Origin of the sequence: Thalassotalea atypica (assembly GCF_030295975.1) — a bacterium.
In the GTDB taxonomy this organism is placed as follows: Bacteria; Pseudomonadota; Gammaproteobacteria; order Enterobacterales; family Alteromonadaceae; genus Thalassotalea_F; species Thalassotalea_F atypica.
This window is the reverse complement of record NZ_AP027364.1, coordinates 2,545,208-2,562,484: the sequence shown is the minus strand read 5'-3', so window position 1 is coordinate 2,562,484 and position 17,277 is coordinate 2,545,208. Positions and strand designations below refer to the sequence as shown.

The following is a 17,277-nucleotide window of genomic DNA, read 5'->3' as shown; positions in this document are numbered from 1 at the left end:
GGCAGGGATTATAACCAGTTAGTTATTCTTGTCAATCTAGATGTTTAGATGGCTATATTGATTGTGCGTTGAAATGTTATGAATATCTAAAGATTGTAGATTTGCGTTGAATAGAACTACTCACTTTTGCTTGTCTATGCTATTCTTGCCGCCGAAATTTTATAACCAAGTAAAAGCAGATGTCTGAAACTAAATTAGAAACAATTGAACAACGTGTAAGCTACGGTGTTGGTCGTCAATTAGGTGATCAGTTAAAAAGCAATCCATTCAAAGAATTTGATGTAGCAGCCGTTCAAGCTGGTATTGCCGATGCGTTAGCAGGTGCTGCTAGCCAAGTAAGTGATGAAGACTTAAATGAAGCTTTTGGTGTTGTATCTAAAAAATTACAAGAACAAGAGCAAGAAGCAGCAAAAGAATTGTCTGCTGAAGGCGAGAAGTTCTTAGCAGAGAATGCTAAGCGTGAAGAAGTCGTAGTAACTGAATCTGGTTTACAGTACGAAATTCTAGAAGCAGGTGAAGGTGAAAAACCTACTCCAGCTAGCACGGTTCGTACACACTACCACGGTACATTCATTAACGGTGATGTATTTGACAGCTCTTACGATCGCGGTCAACCTGCAGAGTTCCCTGTTGGTGGCGTGATTGCTGGTTGGACTGAAGCATTACAATTAATGCCAGTTGGCGCAAAGTACCGCTTATACGTACCATACAACTTGGCGTACGGTGAGCGCGGCTCACAAGGTGCTATCCCACCTTATTCAACGCTAGTATTTGATGTTGAATTATTAGACATCCTTTAAAAAATTAGCCGGGTTTTCCCGGCTTTTTTTTGTTCATTATAAGATAAGCAATATACCGAACAGTTAGTTATGACGAATAGCGGCTCAATATGGAAACCTTAGTAATAAACGATGAAAGAAAAGCAACTTAAACAACTATATCAATTATACATTCAAGCGTTTGCTAAACAGGATATTCAGGCTGTTAAGCAATGCTATTTAATGCCATGCACATTAAATACGCCTGACAGAGTGGTATTGCTTAACAATGATGAAGTGTTTGATAAAGAGTTTAACGATATTTTTTCTCTACTTAATTCAGAAAACATTTCTGGTTTCAAAACCTCTAACGCCAGCTTTGATATTATTTCAGAACATGTCGTTGTGGTTGCGATTGACTGGCAGTTTATCAACGACGCTAATAACCTTTTTACTGAATTTACTGCTATTTATCATTTAACAAAAACAATCGATGGCTTTAAAATTATTAATGTGGTTTCGCAAGACATAAGTCAATCAATTAACTTAAGCCACCCGTTAATAATAGATATGGAGAGTGAGTAAACATGACAGTTAAAGTTGCCATTTTAGGTTGTAGTGGCCGCATGGGAAGAAATCTAATTCAAGCTGCGGTTGAAAATCCGGACATTTCCATAGTTGGAGGCACTGTTCGGGCAAGTTCATCCTTTGTAGACTTTGATTTAGGAGAGTTGGCTGGCATTGGCAAAATAGGCATTCCAACGACAACGTCACTGTCTGATCTCGCCTCGGCAGATGTGCTTATCGACTTTACATCCATAGAGTCTACCTTCGAAAATATCCAGTGGTGTAAGAAACACAATAAGGCGCTAGTTATTGGAACGACAGGGTTTGATGATGAGCAAACCCAACAAATTAAAGATGCAGGTAACGACATGCCTGTTTTATTAGCGCCTAACACCAGTGTTGGCGTTAATTTACTGTTTAAGTTGCTCGAAATTACCGCAAAGGCAATTGGCGACTATACTGATATAGAAATTTTTGAAGCACATCATCGCTTCAAAAAAGATGCGCCATCAGGAACAGCCATGAAAATGGGGCAAGTTATTGCCGATACATTAGGTCGTGATCTAAAAGAATGTGCTGTTTATGGTCGAGAGGGAATTACTGATGAGCGCGACCCAAACACTATCGGGTTTGCAACGGTAAGAGCAGGTGATATTGTCGGTGAACATACCGCTTTTTTTGCTGATCTAGGGGAAAGACTAGAGATAACCCATAAAGCCAGTTCTAGAATGACTTTTGCTCAAGGTGCAATGCGTGCTGCTTTATGGTTATCGTCAGTAAATAAAGGCTATTACGACATGCAAGACGTGTTAGGGCTAAAATAAATTTCTAGCAGTTAATTACCTTATTCAGCGGGGTAATTTTTTAGTTAACTAGTGTTTTTAGCGATTTTGTTACGATTTTTAATAAAAACACTGGTTTTTGTAATTTTTACTAGACGAACACCCACGATATACGTAAAATGCGCGGAATTTGTCATTAATTTGCAATTTGCAAGCCAAAAGACGGATTACTGAACAGTTTTCGCGCTTAAAAATTCAGCATTTTTTTTGCTGTAAATTGTTAAGCATACTTTCTTCTTTCGGAGGTTAAATTGACTAAATCTGCCATTTTGGTGCTCGAAGACGGCACTGTATTTAAAGGCACTGCCATTGGTGCAGAGGGGCTAGCTGTTGGTGAAGTAGTGTTCAACACTTCAATGACCGGTTATCAAGAAATTCTTACAGATCCTTCCTACGCAGAACAAATTATTACCCTCACTTATCCCCACATTGGCAATACAGGTACCAATAAAGAAGACGAAGAGTCTGATACTATCTGGGCGAAAGGCCTGGTTATTCGCGACTTACCTTTATTAGCCAGTAATTTCAGAAACGAAGAATCATTGAGTGCCTATTTATCTCGCAATAATATTTTAGGTATTGCTGATATTGATACCCGTAAGTTAACGCGAATTCTGCGTGAAAAAGGTGCTCAAAATGGCTGCATTATTGCGAGTGACAATTTAGATGAAGCGAAAGCACTAGCAGAAGCTAAAGGATTTCCAGGCCTTAAAGGCATGGATCTGGCCAAAGTGGTGTCTACTAAAGATCAATACCAATGGACAGAAGGAAGTTGGGAGCTTGGTCAAGGCCATATAACACCAGAAAAGTCTGACTTTCATGTCGTTGCATATGATTTTGGTGCTAAACGTAATATTTTGCGCATGTTAGTTGATCGAGGCTGTAAACTAACGATAGTTCCTGCGCAAACTTCGGCAGAAGAAGTACTTGCAATGAATCCTGACGGTATTTTCTTATCAAATGGACCAGGTGACCCAGAGCCGTGTGACTATGCAATCACAGCGATTAAATCATTTTTAGAAACCGATATTCCTGTATTTGGTATTTGTCTAGGTCATCAATTACTCGGTTTGGCCAGCGGTGCTAAGACCATCAAGATGAAATTTGGTCACCATGGCGGCAACCATCCGGTTAAAGATTTCGACCGTAATGTAGTGATGATCACGGCGCAAAATCACGGTTTTGCTGTCGATGAAAACAACATGCCTGAAAACTTAAAAGTAACCCATAAATCATTATTTGATGGCAGCATCCAAGGTATTCATCGTACAGATAAGCCTGCATTTAGTTTCCAAGGTCATCCAGAAGCAAGTCCAGGGCCGCATGATGCTGCGCCACTGTTCGACCATTTCATTGATTTAATCAAAGCAAGTAAATAATAAGATTAGGAGTATATAAACTATGCCAAAACGTAATGACATAAAAAGCATCTTAATCTTAGGCGCCGGTCCGATTGTTATCGGTCAAGCGTGTGAATTTGATTATTCAGGTGCACAAGCGTGTAAAGCCTTACGTGAAGAAGGTTATCGAGTTATTTTAGTTAACTCTAACCCTGCCACCATAATGACCGACCCTGAAATGGCTGATGCGACATATATTGAGCCAATTCATTGGGAAGTGGTTAGAAAAATTATTGAGAAAGAACGCCCTGATGCAGTATTGCCAACTATGGGTGGCCAAACGGCGCTTAACTGTGCTTTAGAATTGGAAGCGAAAGGTGTTCTAGAAGAATTTAACGTTGAGATGATCGGCGCAACGGCTGATGCAATCGACAAAGCTGAAAACCGTGAACGTTTCGACCAAGCCATGAAGAACATCGGTTTGGAATGTCCAAGGGCTGAAATTGTTCACTCGATGGATGAAGCCCTTGATACAAGCTCTCGCATTGGGTTCCCTTGTATTATTCGCCCAAGCTTTACCATGGGTGGTACTGGTGGAGGAATAGCCTATAACCGCGAAGAATTCGTTGAAATTTGTACGCGTGGTTTAGATTTATCACCAACCAATGAATTACTGATTGATGAGTCATTAATTGGTTGGAAAGAGTATGAAATGGAAGTGGTTCGTGACAAAAATGATAACTGTATCATTATTTGTTCGATTGAAAACTTCGATCCGATGGGCATTCATACGGGTGACTCTATTACCGTTGCTCCAGCGCAAACGTTAACAGATAAAGAATATCAAATCATGCGTAATGCCTCAGTCGCGGTACTGCGTGAAATTGGTGTTGAAACGGGTGGTTCTAACGTTCAATTTGGTGTTTGTCCTGACACTGGCCGTATGGTGATTATTGAGATGAACCCACGTGTTTCTCGTTCATCTGCGTTAGCATCAAAAGCAACGGGCTTCCCAATTGCTAAAATTGCAGCAAAACTTGCTGTAGGCTACACATTAGATGAGTTATCAAATGACATCACCGGTGGCGCTACACCAGCATCATTTGAACCAACTATTGATTACGTAGTAACAAAAATACCACGCTTTAACTTTGAAAAATTTGCTGGCTCAGAAGATAGATTAACCACGCAAATGAAGTCAGTGGGTGAGGTAATGTCAATTGGCCGCAACCAACAAGAATCATTACAAAAAGCCTTACGTGGTTTAGAAGTGGGAGTCAGTGGTTTTGACTCTATGGTTGATGTAACTCAGCCAGGCGCTAAAACAAAAATTATGCATGAGCTTCAAGAAGCTGGTGCTGATCGTATTTGGTATGTCGCCGACGCTTTCCGTCTAGGTTTAAGTGTTGATGATATTTTCCGCCTAACCAAAATTGACCGTTGGTTCTTAGTACAAATTGAAGATATTGTTCTACATGAAGCAAAAGTTGCTGAAGGTGGTTTGAAAGTATTAACACCTGAATACTTACGTCAATTAAAACGTAAGGGTTTTGCTGACTCTCGTTTAGCCGCGTTGATTGGTGTTGCAGAAGCGGAAATTCGTAAAAAGCGCCATAATGCTGATATCTTCCCAGTCTACAAGCGTGTTGATACCTGTGCAGCTGAATTTAGTTCAGATACAGCTTATATGTATTCTACGTACGACGAAGAGTGTGAAGCAGCTCCGACTGACAATGACAAAATCATGATTTTGGGTGGTGGTCCGAACCGTATCGGTCAAGGTATCGAGTTTGATTATTGTTGTGTTCACGCGGCTTTAGCACTTCGAGAAGATGGTTATGAAACCATTATGGTTAACTGTAACCCTGAAACGGTTTCAACGGATTACGACACATCTGATCGTTTGTACTTTGAATCAATCACTTTTGAAGATGTCCTTGAAATTGTCCGTATTGAAAAGCCTAAAGGGGTTATTGTTCAGTATGGTGGTCAAACACCACTTAAATTAGCACGCGCTTTAGAAGCTGCGGGTGTGCCGATAATTGGTACGTCACCAGATGCGATTGACCGCGCAGAAGATCGCGAGCGTTTCCAGCAAGCCGTTGACCGTTTAGGTTTATTGCAACCGGAAAATGCAACTGTAACGTCACTTGATGAAGCCTTAGCGAAAGCTGAAGCAATTGGCTTCCCGCTTGTTGTTCGTCCGTCTTATGTTCTTGGTGGTCGTGCAATGGAAATTGTTTATGACTTAGACGATTTACGTCGTTATATGACTGAAGCCGTGAGTGTTTCCAATGATTCGCCTGTATTGCTTGATCACTTCCTTGATGATGCGATTGAAGTAGATATTGATGTAATCTGTGATGGAACTGATGTTGTTGTTGGCGGCATCATGCAGCATATCGAACAAGCAGGTGTTCACTCAGGTGACTCAGCATGTTCATTACCCGCATACAGCCTAAGTCAAGAAGTCCAAGACGTGATGCGTAAGCAAGTCACCGATTTAGCATTTGAACTGGGCGTAAATGGTTTAATGAATACCCAAATGGCGGTTAAAGATGGAAAAGTATATTTAATCGAAGTAAACCCTCGTGCCGCTCGAACTGTACCGTTCGTTTCAAAAGCGACCAGCATTCCACTAGCGAAAGTGGGTGCACGAGTGATGGCGGGTAAATCACTTAAAGAGCAGGGCATCACTGAAGAAGTTATTCCGTCTTATTTCTCAGTTAAAGAAGTGGTTATTCCGTTTAACAAATTCCATGGCAGTGACCCGCTTGTTGGCCCAGAAATGCGCTCAACGGGTGAAGTAATGGGCGTAGGAAAAACCTTTGAAGAAGCATATGCGAAAGCAAACTTAGGCGCTGGCGTTTCAGTACCTAAAGATGGCCGAGCACTTATTTCTGTTCGAAACAGTGATAAAGAACGTGTCGTCGATTTAGCTAAACAAATGGTTGCGTTAGGTTATGAAATAGATGCTACACACGGTACAGCTGTTATCTTAGGTGAAGCGAATATTCCTTGTCGATTGGTCAACAAAGTACATGAAGGTCGTCCTCATATTCTTGATAGAATCAAAAATGGTGAGTACAACTACATCATCAATACCACCGAAGGTCGAAAAGCAATTGAAGACTCGAAAGTATTACGTGGTGGCGCTTTACGTTATAAAGTTGCTTATACAACGACATTAAATGCGGCATTTGCGGCCTGCCAGTCACATGCTGCCGATGATCGTAATATCGTAACGTCAATTCAAGAGCTGCATAAGCGTTGTAAGTAACTTAGCATTACAATTAACACTATGGCATTATTGAGGATACTCATTTATATTAATAAGTATCCTCACATACTAGTGTGAGTTTCTTGATTAAAGCAATTTGCTTTACGATGAATTTTTCGAAGTGGCTTTTAAAAGCCACTTTTTAGTTTACAGAATAGATATTTTAAAGAAATTTAAGAAGAAAAAATGAATAATTTCCCGATGACAGTGCATGGCGCTGAAGCGTTACGCGAAGAGTTACATGAGTTGAAAACCGTCAAACGTCCTGAAATTGTCAACGCAATTGCAGATGCACGTGAGCATGGTGATTTAAAAGAAAATGCTGAGTATCACGCCGCTCGTGAGCAGCAAGGATTTTGCGAAGGACGAATTCAAGAAATTGAAGGTAAATTAGGTAATGCGCAAATTATCGATATTGCTAAAATTCCGAATAATGGCAAGGTTATTTTCGGTGTAACGGTAACGCTACTTAATATTGATACTGATGAAGAAGTGACCTATCAAATTGTAGGCGATGACGAAGCTGACATTAAGAACAACCGCATTTCAGTTAACTCTCCCATCGCACGCGGCTTAATTGGTAAAGAAGTAGACTCTGAAGTGGAAATTAAAACCCCTGCCGGTTTAGTTGAATTTGAAATTGTTTCAGTAGAGCACAAATAAGCGACTACCTTTATCAAATACAAAAAAAGCACCCTAGAGGTGCTTTTTTTGTATTTGATAATCTAAAGTTTCGGGATATGAATCTTCTTTTCTTCAGATTGTCTATAAATAATTAGCGTTTTACCGATAACCTGCACTTTAATCGCATTGGTTTCACGACAAATTGCTTCAACAATTAAACCTTTTGTTTCACGGTCATCAGTAGGAATTTTTACCTTGATTAATTCATGATGATTTAATGCGTAGTCAATTTCTGCTACTACTGCTTCGGTTAAACCGTTGCTTCCAAGTAAAACAACAGGTTTGAGAGTGTGTGCCAGCCCTTTTAAGTGCTGAATTTGCTTTTTATTAAGGTTCATTAACAATTTTCGTTACAAGTTAGCTTGAATTCCATCTATTTTAACCCTATCTACTCTGTAATACTAATACAAACCGTTAAATAACCTGCAAGTAGTGATTAAAATTTGTGATCTAGTTGTACCGTTATCATCGTAATTATTGATTGTGGATTGAATGAGTAAAAAAAAGCACAGTGCCAGCAGTAAACGCTGGCTTGATGAACATTTTGATGATGAATACGTAAAGAAAGCTCAAAAATTAGGTTTGCGCTCTCGGGCAGTATTCAAAATTGAAGAAATAAATAATAAAGATAAATTGATCAAGTCGGGCATGAAAGTGGTCGATTTAGGCGCTGCTCCCGGCGGATGGTCTGAATACGCAGTAAAAGCTGTTGGCGAAAAAGGTCAGGTTGTTGCGTGTGATATTTTATCAATGGACCCAATAGCGGGCGTTGATTTTTTACAAGGCGACTTTCGAGAAGAAGCCGTGTTAAACGCGTTATTAGATCGTATCGGCGGAAAAGATATTGATGTTGTTATGTCTGATATGGCGGCGAATTTTACTGGTAATGACAGCGCTGATTCAGCGCGAAGCATGTATTTGGTCGAATTGGCGTTAGACATGTGCCATCAAGTATTGAAAAAAGATGGTGCATTCGTGGTAAAAGTTTTTCAAGGCGAAGGCTTTGATGAGTTTTTTAAAGAAGTGAAGAAGCTATTCAAAGTAGCTAAAACTCGTAAACCTGAATCGTCTCGTGCGCGATCAAGGGAAGTATATCTAGTAGCTACTGGCTTTAAATTGTAGTAAATTAGACACAATGATTCATCGCACCGTGTTAAAGACAAACAGAGGTTGTTAAGTTGAGCGATATGGCAAAAAATCTTATTTTATGGTTAGTTATTGCAGTTGTACTGATGTCAGTATTTCAGTCATTTACTCCGGGGACGGGAAATGAGCTGCAAGTAGATTACACACGTTTTGTTCAGGACGTACGTCAAGGGCAAGTTCGTGAAGCGACTGTCGATCGTAACGGCGTAATTCAAGGTGTTAAACGTAGTGGCGAAAGTTTTGTTACCGTTATCCCTGGTGGATACGATAGCGACTTGATTAACGATTTAGTTAAACAAGGGGTTCGTGCTAACGGAGAATTACCCGAAGAGCCAAGTGTTCTAACGTCTATTTTCATTTCTTGGTTCCCAATGCTTCTTTTAATTGGTGTGTGGATATTCTTCATGCGTCAAATGCAAGGCGGTGGCGGTAAAGGCGCTATGTCTTTTGGTAAGTCTAAAGCTCGCCTGTTAAGTGAAGATCAAATTAAAACAACTTTTGCTGACGTAGCTGGTTGTGACGAAGCAAAAGAAGAAGTTGCCGAATTAGTTGATTACTTAAAAGATCCAACACGCTTCCAAAAACTTGGTGGTCGTATTCCATCAGGTGTATTGATGGTTGGTCAGCCAGGTACAGGTAAAACGCTATTAGCTAAAGCCATTGCGGGTGAAGCAAAAGTACCGTTTTTCTCAATTTCAGGCTCTGACTTTGTAGAAATGTTTGTTGGTGTAGGTGCCTCGCGTGTTCGCGACATGTTCGAACAAGCAAAAAAATCAGCGCCATGTATCATTTTTATCGATGAAATTGATGCCGTTGGTCGCCAACGTGGTGCCGGTTTAGGTGGTGGACACGATGAACGTGAGCAAACGTTAAACCAAATGCTTGTTGAAATGGATGGCTTTGAAGGTAACGAAGGGGTAATCGTTATTGCCGCAACTAACCGTCCTGATGTATTAGACCCTGCATTACTTCGTCCTGGTCGTTTTGACCGTCAAGTAACTGTTGGCTTACCTGATATTCGTGGTCGTGAGCAAATATTAAAAGTGCATATGCGTAAAGTACCTTTGGGTGATGATGTTAAAGCTTCTGTCATTGCACGCGGTACACCAGGGTTTTCTGGTGCTGATTTAGCAAACTTAGTAAACGAAGCCGCATTATTTGCAGCACGTGGTGCTCGTCGTGTCGTTTCAATGGAAGAATTTGAAAAAGCGAAAGATAAAATTTTAATGGGTACTGAGCGTCGTTCAATGGTCATGAGCGAAGAAGAAAAAGAGATGACTGCTTATCATGAAGCGGGACATGCTATTGTTGGCCGTATGGTGCCAGAGCATGATCCGGTTTATAAAGTAAGTATTATTCCTCGCGGCCGTGCCTTAGGTGTGACCATGTACTTGCCTGAGAAAGACCGTTTCAGCCACAGTAAACAGCATTTAGAAAGCAACATTTCGTCTTTATACGGCGGTCGTATTGCTGAAGAGATTATTTATGGTGCGGATAAAGTATCAACGGGCGCTTCAAATGATATTGAGCGTGCAACGAATTTAGCACGTAAGATGGTAACGCAATGGGGCTTGTCTGAGAAAATGGGACCAATGTTGTTTGCCGAAGAAGAAGGTGAAGTGTTTTTAGGTCGTACTTCTGCAAAATCATTACACATGTCTGATGAAACTGCACAAGCAATTGACCTAGAAATTAAAGAGTTTGTAAACCGTAACTATCAGCGTGCTGAACAAATCTTGAATGATAATATGGATATTCTTCACGCCATGAAAGATGCGTTAATGCAGTATGAAACGATTGATGCGAATCAAATTGATGACTTAATGGCACGTCGAGAAGTACGTGCGCCAGCTGATATGAATGACTCTAGTTCAGGTTCAACGCCTAGTTCTGGAGGAAATAGCGCATCAAAGGAATCTAAATCTGATGATACGACAGAGGTAAAACAAGACCTTGATAACCCAACAGATGCTCCTGCTAAATAAACAATATTAAATTAGAAAAAACACTAGCCTCGATACTCTCGGGGCTTTTTTAATGATGAATCATTCACTAGAATGGTTAACAAGTAAGTTGGCAAATAATAATAACGAATGAAAAACTCTCTTCTTTGTAGTGATAAGTTATTGTCACTAGATACCCCACAAGTCATGGGGATCTTAAATGTTACTCCCGACTCATTTTCAGACGGCGGTCAATTCGTTGGGCATGATCATGCCTTAGCTCAAGTAGAACAGATGATTAACGATGGCGCCAATATTATTGATATCGGTGGTGAGTCAACACGACCAGGTGCTAAAGCGGTTAGCGCTGACGAAGAACTTGAACGCGTTATTCCTATCCTAGAGTCGGTCAAAAATCGTTTTGACGTTATCATTTCAGTTGATACCAGTAAAGCATCGGTGATGAAAGCCGCTATACAATCAGGCGCTGGTATTATCAACGATGTCAGGGCATTGCAAAATGAACAGTGCATTGCTGAGCTTGCCAAAGCTGATGTACCGATTTGCTTAATGCACATGCAAGGCTTACCTCGTACGATGCAAGAAAATCCAGTATACGAGGATGTTGTTAACGATATAATCGACTTTTTTAAGCAACGAGTTTCATTGTGTGAGCGTGCTGGTATAAATAAACAACGGTTATTAATCGATCCTGGCTTTGGTTTTGGTAAAACGCTAACTCAAAATTATCAATTACTAGCGCACCTCAAGTGTTTCGAGTCACTAGGGTTGCCGATTTTAGTCGGTACCTCTCGAAAGTCCATGATTGGAAACTTATTAAATCGTCCGGTAGATGAAAGATTGGCGGGCAGTTTATCGTCAGCTATCATTGCTGCGCAACAGGGTGCAAAAATTATTCGTGTTCATGATGTAAAAGAAACCGTGGATGCATTAAACGTTTTAAATGCTGTAAATCAGCAACTCTGACTTGGGGAATATAATGTCAGCTAGAAAATACTTTGGTACAGATGGTGTTCGTGGTTTAGTGGGTAAAAGCCCTATATCACCGGAATTTGTGATGAAATTAGGTTATGCTGCTGGGAAAGTGCTTGCAGGTAAAGGTACTAAAAAAGTACTCGTAGGTAAAGATACTCGTATATCGGGTTATATGCTTGAGTCAGCATTAGAAGCGGGTTTTTCTGCTGCTGGTATTGATATTGGCTTACTGGGACCAATGCCTACACCAGGCATAGCGTATTTAACCAAAACATTCCGCGCCGAAGCGGGCGTTGTAATAAGTGCGTCTCATAACCCGTATTATGACAATGGCATAAAATTTTTCTCACAGGATGGCCAGAAACTTCCTGATGATGTTGAACTAGCCATTGAAGCTGAGCTTGATAAAGAAATGTCATGTGTCGACTCATCTGAGCTTGGCAAAGCAACACGAATTGATGATGCAGCAGGGCGTTATATCGAATTCTGTAAGAGCAACTTTCCAAGTCATTTTTCACTAAAAGGGTTAAGGATTGTGGTGGATTGTGCTCATGGCGCCACTTATCACATTGCACCTAATGTCTTTAAAGAACTTGGCGCTGAAGTCATTACTATAGGCGCCAGCCCCAACGGTACCAATATTAATGATAATTGCGGTGCAACGTCGATGGAACAAATTAAAAGTGCCGTTGTAGAACATAAAGCGGACTTAGGTATTGCCTTAGACGGTGATGGGGATCGCCTGATGATGGTTGATCATACAGGTTATGTCGTTGATGGTGATGAAATTGTCTATGTTATTGCTAGCAGTGATCGCAAAACAGGCACATTGCATGGCGGTGTAGTGGGTACATTAATGAGTAACATGGGGCTTGAAATTGCCCTTGCTGACATGGGGATTCCTTTTGCCCGCAGTAAAGTTGGAGATCGCTATGTCATGGAAATGTTAGCGCAAAACGGCTGGCAACTTGGTGCTGAAAATTCAGGTCATGTCATTAACCTTAATCACACCTCAACAGGTGATGGGATTATTGCCGCATTAAATGTATTAACAGCGATTTCAAACAGCGAGCAAACCTTGTTTGAATTACGTCAAGGCATGAAAAAATTACCACAAGTCTTGGTTAATGTAAGGTTTTCTGGTGAACACGATCCATTAAATGCGGATAACGTATTGTCTGCAGTACATAATGTGAACAAAAAGCTTACGGGACGTGGTCGAGTCTTGCTACGTAAATCAGGAACTGAGCCACTTATTCGTGTTATGGTTGAAGGGCCAGAGCTTGAAGAAGTAACCTTATTGGCCAATGAAATAGCTGACGCAGTAAAGCTGGCTAGCTAACGGTTTAAAAATCAACCAAACGAACAAGATATTTTGCTAAAGTCTTGTATCTTGTCACTAGGTTAGGTAATATCTCGCCGCTTTGGGTTAGGAACAAAAGATGAAAAGAAAAACCATTATTGCAGCTAACTGGAAAATGAACGGTAACTTAGCGTTGGTTAAAGAAATGAGCCAACAGTTAAATGCACTACAAATTTCTGATAATGTTGAAGTAATCGTTTGTCCAAGCTTTCCTTATTTGAGTTCATTATCGGATTCAATCACCCACGGTCAGCTTTATTTAGGCGCTCAAAATGCCAATGAACACGACAAAGGGGCTTATACAGGCGAAGTATCTACAGATATGCTCAAAGAATTATCTGTAAAATACGTCGTGTTAGGGCACTCGGAACGTCGAGCGCTTTATAAAGAAACAAGTACATTAGTGGCACACAAAGTGAAAACAGTACTTGAAGCTGGTTTAACACCGATATTGTGCATTGGTGAAAGTGAAATAGAACGCGTTTCAGAGCAAACTGAAACCGTACTAGCGTCTCAATTACAACCTGTTCTTGATGAATTGGGTATTGAAGCGTTTGAAAAGATTATTGTTGCCTATGAGCCTGTATGGGCTATAGGTACGGGGAAGACAGCTTCCCCTGAAATGGCACAAGCAACTCATCATTTTATTCGAGCATTTTTAGCTCAAGTAAATGAAAGTGTTGCTGCCAAAGTGCCATTACTTTATGGTGGTAGCGTTAATGCTAGCAACAGCAACGAATTGTTTGCTCAAGCTGATATAGATGGTGGTCTAATCGGCGGCGCAAGTTTAAAAGTCGATGAATTTATAACTATTTGTTCGACAGCTAAAGGATTGAATTAATTATGATGTACGAAATTTTGATTGTTATATACTTGATCGTAGCGTTGAGCTTGATCGGCCTTGTGTTAATTCAACAAGGTAAAGGTGCTGATATGGGTGCATCTTTTGGCGCTGGATCTTCAGCAACGATTTTTGGCTCTGGTGGCTCAGGTAATTTCCTTACAAGAGCAACGACATGGTTAGCCGTTGCATTTTTCGCATTAAGCCTAGTGTTAGGTAATATGACGGCACAGCGTACTAAAGCATCAGATGAATGGAATGATTTATCTGCTCCCGTTGAGCAACAAATTCCAGGTGACGTGCCAGCAAGTGCAGAGCCTAAAGAAAACAATGAAGATGTTCCCGCGTCGGATGACAACACGGAAAGTGATATTCCAAACTAGGGCATTTTTATAAAAGTTTACCTGCAGATATGGCGGAATTGGTAGACGCGCTACCTTGATGGGGTTGCGTCCCTAAAAATTAAGTTTGCTTATTTTCCTCAAAATGAGCAAGATAACTTACAAAAACAATCAGTATGAGTTTAGTATTGCGCGGATGTGGCGGAATTGGTAGACGCGTCAGCTTGAGGGGCTGGTGACTTAGGTCGTGGGGGTTCAAGTCCCCCCATCCGCACCACTAAACTTATATAAATAGATACTAAAGGCTCGTTTCATAATGAAACGAGCCTTTTTTGTTTGGTTGGTAATTGGTTGGTAATTGGTTGGTAATTATGACTCCACCAACCCTCAATATAATGTATTTGATATGCCACTTTAGCGAATAGCAGAAGTTGAACTCAATGGACTATTTATACATGGAAGCTATTTGGGGCACTATAATATGCTCTTTAGATTAGCATCAGTAGACGTATCAGTTTATGTGAATAAGTCTTAACTTGATCTGTCACATAAAGTCAAAATTTACTCATATAAGCTGTAATATCAAATGTGAGTGACTACATTTTATGACTAATTTTTGTGATTGTAATGGTCATATAAACTTGAGGACTACTTTTAGTGCGTTTTCTTAATTTCATCAGAAGTTGAATCATACCTTGCAATAGCTAATACATCTTCAATGGTTATTTGACCAAAACTTTTGTAAGGATCAAACCTTGTTGTAGAAACAAGTGATGAAGTTATTTCAATGATTTTTTCTGAAATGCTTTCGGCTAAAATTTTTCCTTTTTCAACTTCATAAAAATCATATTCCCGCCATTTGGTATAAGCTCTAGCTGCCTTAATTCTTATCTGTAATTTCCTGCTATTAAAATTGAGCTCATTAGCATTGAAATAATCACAGTTTTCTAGCGTTTTCTTGCTGAATGCACTCTATGGTCTTGCTCAAAATAACCGACAGATAAAACAACTTTTATTTGCCTATAGGGCTCAATCAATATCACTTCTCCCCAATGGCTAATTTTGATATCGAATTTATTTAATTTAAACTGCTTGAAGAGTAATTTAATTGTTTTCAAAACCTGAGGAAGCTCTTTGTCATTAACATTAATTCCGCTTATTTCTTGTTGATGATAGGGAAGGGCTCTGCGAATTTTCTTTGCTCTATTTATTGACTGAATGAGCTTATTTATGTCCATCATCAGAGCCTCTAAATAGATCAATTCGAATAGACTCTCCTCGTTTACCCACTTCACCTTTTTGAGTGATATGTATTCTGATGGAGTGCTTATACGAGAGAACTAAAGGTCATCCACCAAGCGAGGATGGAGTGCATATAATCTCAGTTGGTGGTACTAGCTTTAAACGATATATGGAAGTTTCTAAGTTGTTGAATATTAGGACGGCGGTGATCCGTGATAATGACAGTGACTATCAGAAAAACTGTATAAATAACTATGATGATTATCAGGCAGATTGTATAACTGTGTGCGCCGACAGAGATAACACAAGAACAACTTTTGAAATATGCATGTATCAGGATAATAAAGATATATGTGAAGTGGCATAGTTAATAAATGCACTGAGTGTATTAAATATATTTCTCAAATCAGATGTTAGCTTGCTATTCACATGAGAGATTCTTTTTGGTACTTTAACATACTATACGTTCAAATCGGTTGATTGAGAATTGTGATGCTGAACCTTTCGCAGATAAAAACGAGTTCATACATTAATGGTGAATGGAAAAAAAGTAGCAAAACTTTCTCTGTTGTTAACCCTTTAAATGATGAAATTATTGCTTCTATTTCAGATGCAAACATAGCCGATGCAATTCAAGCTATTGAAGGTGCTAAATCTGCTTTGAAAGGTTGGTCTAACTTTTCGGTTAATCAACGAGCAAAGATACTAAAAAGGTGGTTTGAATTAATTTGCCAAAACAATGAAAAACTCGCTCAAATATTAACATTAGAGCAGGGAAAACCAATACAAGAAGCGCGAGGAGAAATAAATTATGGCGCATCTTATATTGAATGGTTTGCTGAGGAAGGTAAACGTATTTATGGTGATGTTATTGCACCACCTAGCCTAGATAAGCGCATAATTGTTATTAAACAGCCAGTAGGTGTTGTCACTGCTATAACGCCGTGGAACTTCCCTAATGCCATGATAGCACGTAAAGCTGCAGCTGCTTTGGCTGCTGGGTGCACTTTTGTAGTGCGTCCTGCGAGCTTAACACCTCTATCTGCGCTTGCTTTAGCTGAACTTGCTGAACAGGCGGGGATACCCGCTGGTGTTTTTAATGTCGTTGTAAGTAGTAACTCTCGAGGAGTTGGAGAGGTATTAACTACTCATGCTGATGTTGATAAATTTACATTTACTGGTTCTACCGAAGTAGGTAAGTCGCTTATTAAACAGTGTGCATCAGGCGTTAAAAAAGTATCAATGGAGCTTGGCGGTAATGCTCCATTTATTATTTTTGAAGATGCAGATATCGATGCTGCCGTTCAAGGGGCTATTACCTCTAAATTTAGAAATGCAGGGCAAACTTGTGTGTGTACGAATAGAATTTTAGTTCAAGAATCGGTACTTGAAGAATTTACTACCAAGTTTGTTGAAGCTGTTAATGTTTTAAAAATCGGGGACGGCATGAACGAATCTACAGATATAGGCCCTATGATTTCAAATAGTGCGGTTAATTTTGTAAACGAACTCGTTCAACAATCGATTAAACAAGGCGCTACCGCCTTATCTGGTGCTAAATTAACTCAAGGGAGTACGTTTTACCCTGCAACAGTATTGGCTGGTGTTACCAATGATATGCCGATTGCAGTAAATGAGATATTTGGACCTGTTGCACCTATTTTGTCCTTTAAAACAGAAGAAGAAGCTATCGCGCTTGCAAATGATACAGAGTATGGGCTTGCTGCTTACTTTTATAGTCGCGATATTGGACGTGTATGGCGAGTATCTGAAGGATTAGATTTTGGTATGGTAGGTATAAACGAAGGCATAATATCTAATGCTGCAGCGCCTTTTGGTGGTATGAAGCAATCTGGCAATGGTCGTGAAGGCTCTAAATATGGTCTGGATGATTATTTAGATATTAAATATTTATGCATGGGAGGCATGTGATC

The 17,277-nt window shown here is 40.0% G+C and carries 16 protein-coding genes and 1 tRNA gene; 15 read left to right on the top strand and 2 right to left on the bottom strand.

The features are described from left to right. Window positions 1–179: 179 nt before the first annotated feature. The 6 genes from bamJ to greA all read left to right on the top strand — a co-directional run bounded on the left by bamJ (window position 180) and on the right by greA (window position 7,450). Window positions 180–800 (top strand): BamJ family beta-barrel-assembly machinery protein, encoded by a 621-nt coding sequence (bamJ, locus tag QUE03_RS11755; RefSeq protein ID WP_286261651.1) that lies wholly within the window; start codon window positions 180–182, stop codon window positions 798–800. 111 nt (window positions 801–911) lie between these two features. Then, a complete protein-coding gene (locus tag QUE03_RS11750) occupies window positions 912–1,343 on the top strand; it encodes a DUF6841 family protein (RefSeq protein ID WP_286261649.1) in 432 nt (143 codons plus the stop codon). 2 nt (window positions 1,344–1,345) lie between these two features. Beyond that, on the top strand, window positions 1,346–2,149 hold the full coding sequence (gene dapB / locus QUE03_RS11745; protein ID WP_286261646.1) for a 4-hydroxy-tetrahydrodipicolinate reductase: 804 nt from the start codon (window positions 1,346–1,348) through the stop codon (window positions 2,147–2,149). A gap of 269 nt (window positions 2,150–2,418) precedes the next feature. Continuing rightward, the gene (gene carA / locus QUE03_RS11740; RefSeq protein ID WP_286261645.1) at window positions 2,419–3,546 is read left to right on the top strand and encodes a glutamine-hydrolyzing carbamoyl-phosphate synthase small subunit; all 1,128 of its coding nucleotides are present in this window, start codon (window positions 2,419–2,421) and stop codon (window positions 3,544–3,546) included. A 22-nt stretch (window positions 3,547–3,568) separates the two neighbouring features. After that, on the top strand, window positions 3,569–6,787 hold the full coding sequence (gene carB, locus QUE03_RS11735; protein WP_286261643.1) for a carbamoyl-phosphate synthase large subunit: 3,219 nt from the start codon (window positions 3,569–3,571) through the stop codon (window positions 6,785–6,787). 186 nt (window positions 6,788–6,973) lie between these two features. Beyond that, entirely contained in the window at window positions 6,974–7,450 is a 477-nt protein-coding gene (gene greA / locus QUE03_RS11730) for a transcription elongation factor GreA (protein WP_286261640.1), read from the top strand. A gap of 62 nt (window positions 7,451–7,512) precedes the next feature. On the opposite strand, the gene yhbY is transcribed toward greA, so the two are convergent. Next, window positions 7,513–7,809: a ribosome assembly RNA-binding protein YhbY gene (gene yhbY / locus QUE03_RS11725; RefSeq protein ID WP_286261638.1), complete on the bottom strand. Its 297-nt coding sequence runs from the start codon at window positions 7,807–7,809 to the stop codon at window positions 7,513–7,515. A gap of 154 nt (window positions 7,810–7,963) precedes the next feature. Here yhbY and rlmE point away from each other — a divergent pair, with 154 nt between their 5' ends. From rlmE to QUE03_RS11690, 7 genes are all read left to right on the top strand, one after another. Then, the gene (rlmE, locus tag QUE03_RS11720) at window positions 7,964–8,593 is read left to right on the top strand and encodes a 23S rRNA (uridine(2552)-2'-O)-methyltransferase RlmE (RefSeq protein WP_286261636.1); all 630 of its coding nucleotides are present in this window, start codon (window positions 7,964–7,966) and stop codon (window positions 8,591–8,593) included. 56 nt (window positions 8,594–8,649) lie between these two features. After that, window positions 8,650–10,602 carry an ATP-dependent zinc metalloprotease FtsH gene (gene ftsH, locus QUE03_RS11715; protein WP_286261634.1) on the top strand — a complete coding sequence of 651 codons (1,953 nt, stop codon included), beginning with the start codon at window positions 8,650–8,652 and terminating at the stop codon, window positions 10,600–10,602. Window positions 10,603–10,710: 108 nt separating this feature from the next. Further along, on the top strand, window positions 10,711–11,547 hold the full coding sequence (gene folP / locus QUE03_RS11710) for a dihydropteroate synthase (RefSeq protein ID WP_286261632.1): 837 nt from the start codon (window positions 10,711–10,713) through the stop codon (window positions 11,545–11,547). A 13-nt stretch (window positions 11,548–11,560) separates the two neighbouring features. After that, window positions 11,561–12,898, top strand: a complete 1,338-nt coding sequence (glmM, locus tag QUE03_RS11705) for a phosphoglucosamine mutase (protein WP_286261631.1) — start codon at window positions 11,561–11,563, stop codon at window positions 12,896–12,898. Between the two features lie 100 nt (window positions 12,899–12,998). Beyond that, window positions 12,999–13,760 carry a triose-phosphate isomerase gene (gene tpiA, locus QUE03_RS11700; RefSeq protein ID WP_286261629.1) on the top strand — a complete coding sequence of 254 codons (762 nt, stop codon included), beginning with the start codon at window positions 12,999–13,001 and terminating at the stop codon, window positions 13,758–13,760. Window positions 13,761–13,765: 5 nt separating this feature from the next. After that, the gene (secG, locus tag QUE03_RS11695; RefSeq protein WP_286267827.1) at window positions 13,766–14,143 is read left to right on the top strand and encodes a preprotein translocase subunit SecG; all 378 of its coding nucleotides are present in this window, start codon (window positions 13,766–13,768) and stop codon (window positions 14,141–14,143) included. A gap of 150 nt (window positions 14,144–14,293) precedes the next feature. After that, window positions 14,294–14,378, top strand: a tRNA-Leu gene (locus QUE03_RS11690). 670 nt (window positions 14,379–15,048) lie between these two features. Here the strand turns inward: QUE03_RS11690 and QUE03_RS11685 are convergent. After that, entirely contained in the window at window positions 15,049–15,342 is a 294-nt protein-coding gene (locus tag QUE03_RS11685) for a hypothetical protein (protein WP_286261627.1), read from the bottom strand. A gap of 77 nt (window positions 15,343–15,419) precedes the next feature. On the opposite strand from QUE03_RS11685, the gene QUE03_RS11680 reads away from it, so the two are divergent. Next, window positions 15,420–15,710 carry an ATP-dependent endonuclease gene (locus QUE03_RS11680; RefSeq protein WP_350227387.1) on the top strand — a complete coding sequence of 97 codons (291 nt, stop codon included), beginning with the start codon at window positions 15,420–15,422 and terminating at the stop codon, window positions 15,708–15,710. Window positions 15,711–15,835: 125 nt separating this feature from the next. Then, a complete protein-coding gene (locus QUE03_RS11675; protein ID WP_286261622.1) occupies window positions 15,836–17,275 on the top strand; it encodes an NAD-dependent succinate-semialdehyde dehydrogenase in 1,440 nt (479 codons plus the stop codon). Window positions 17,276–17,277 lie beyond the last annotated feature (2 nt).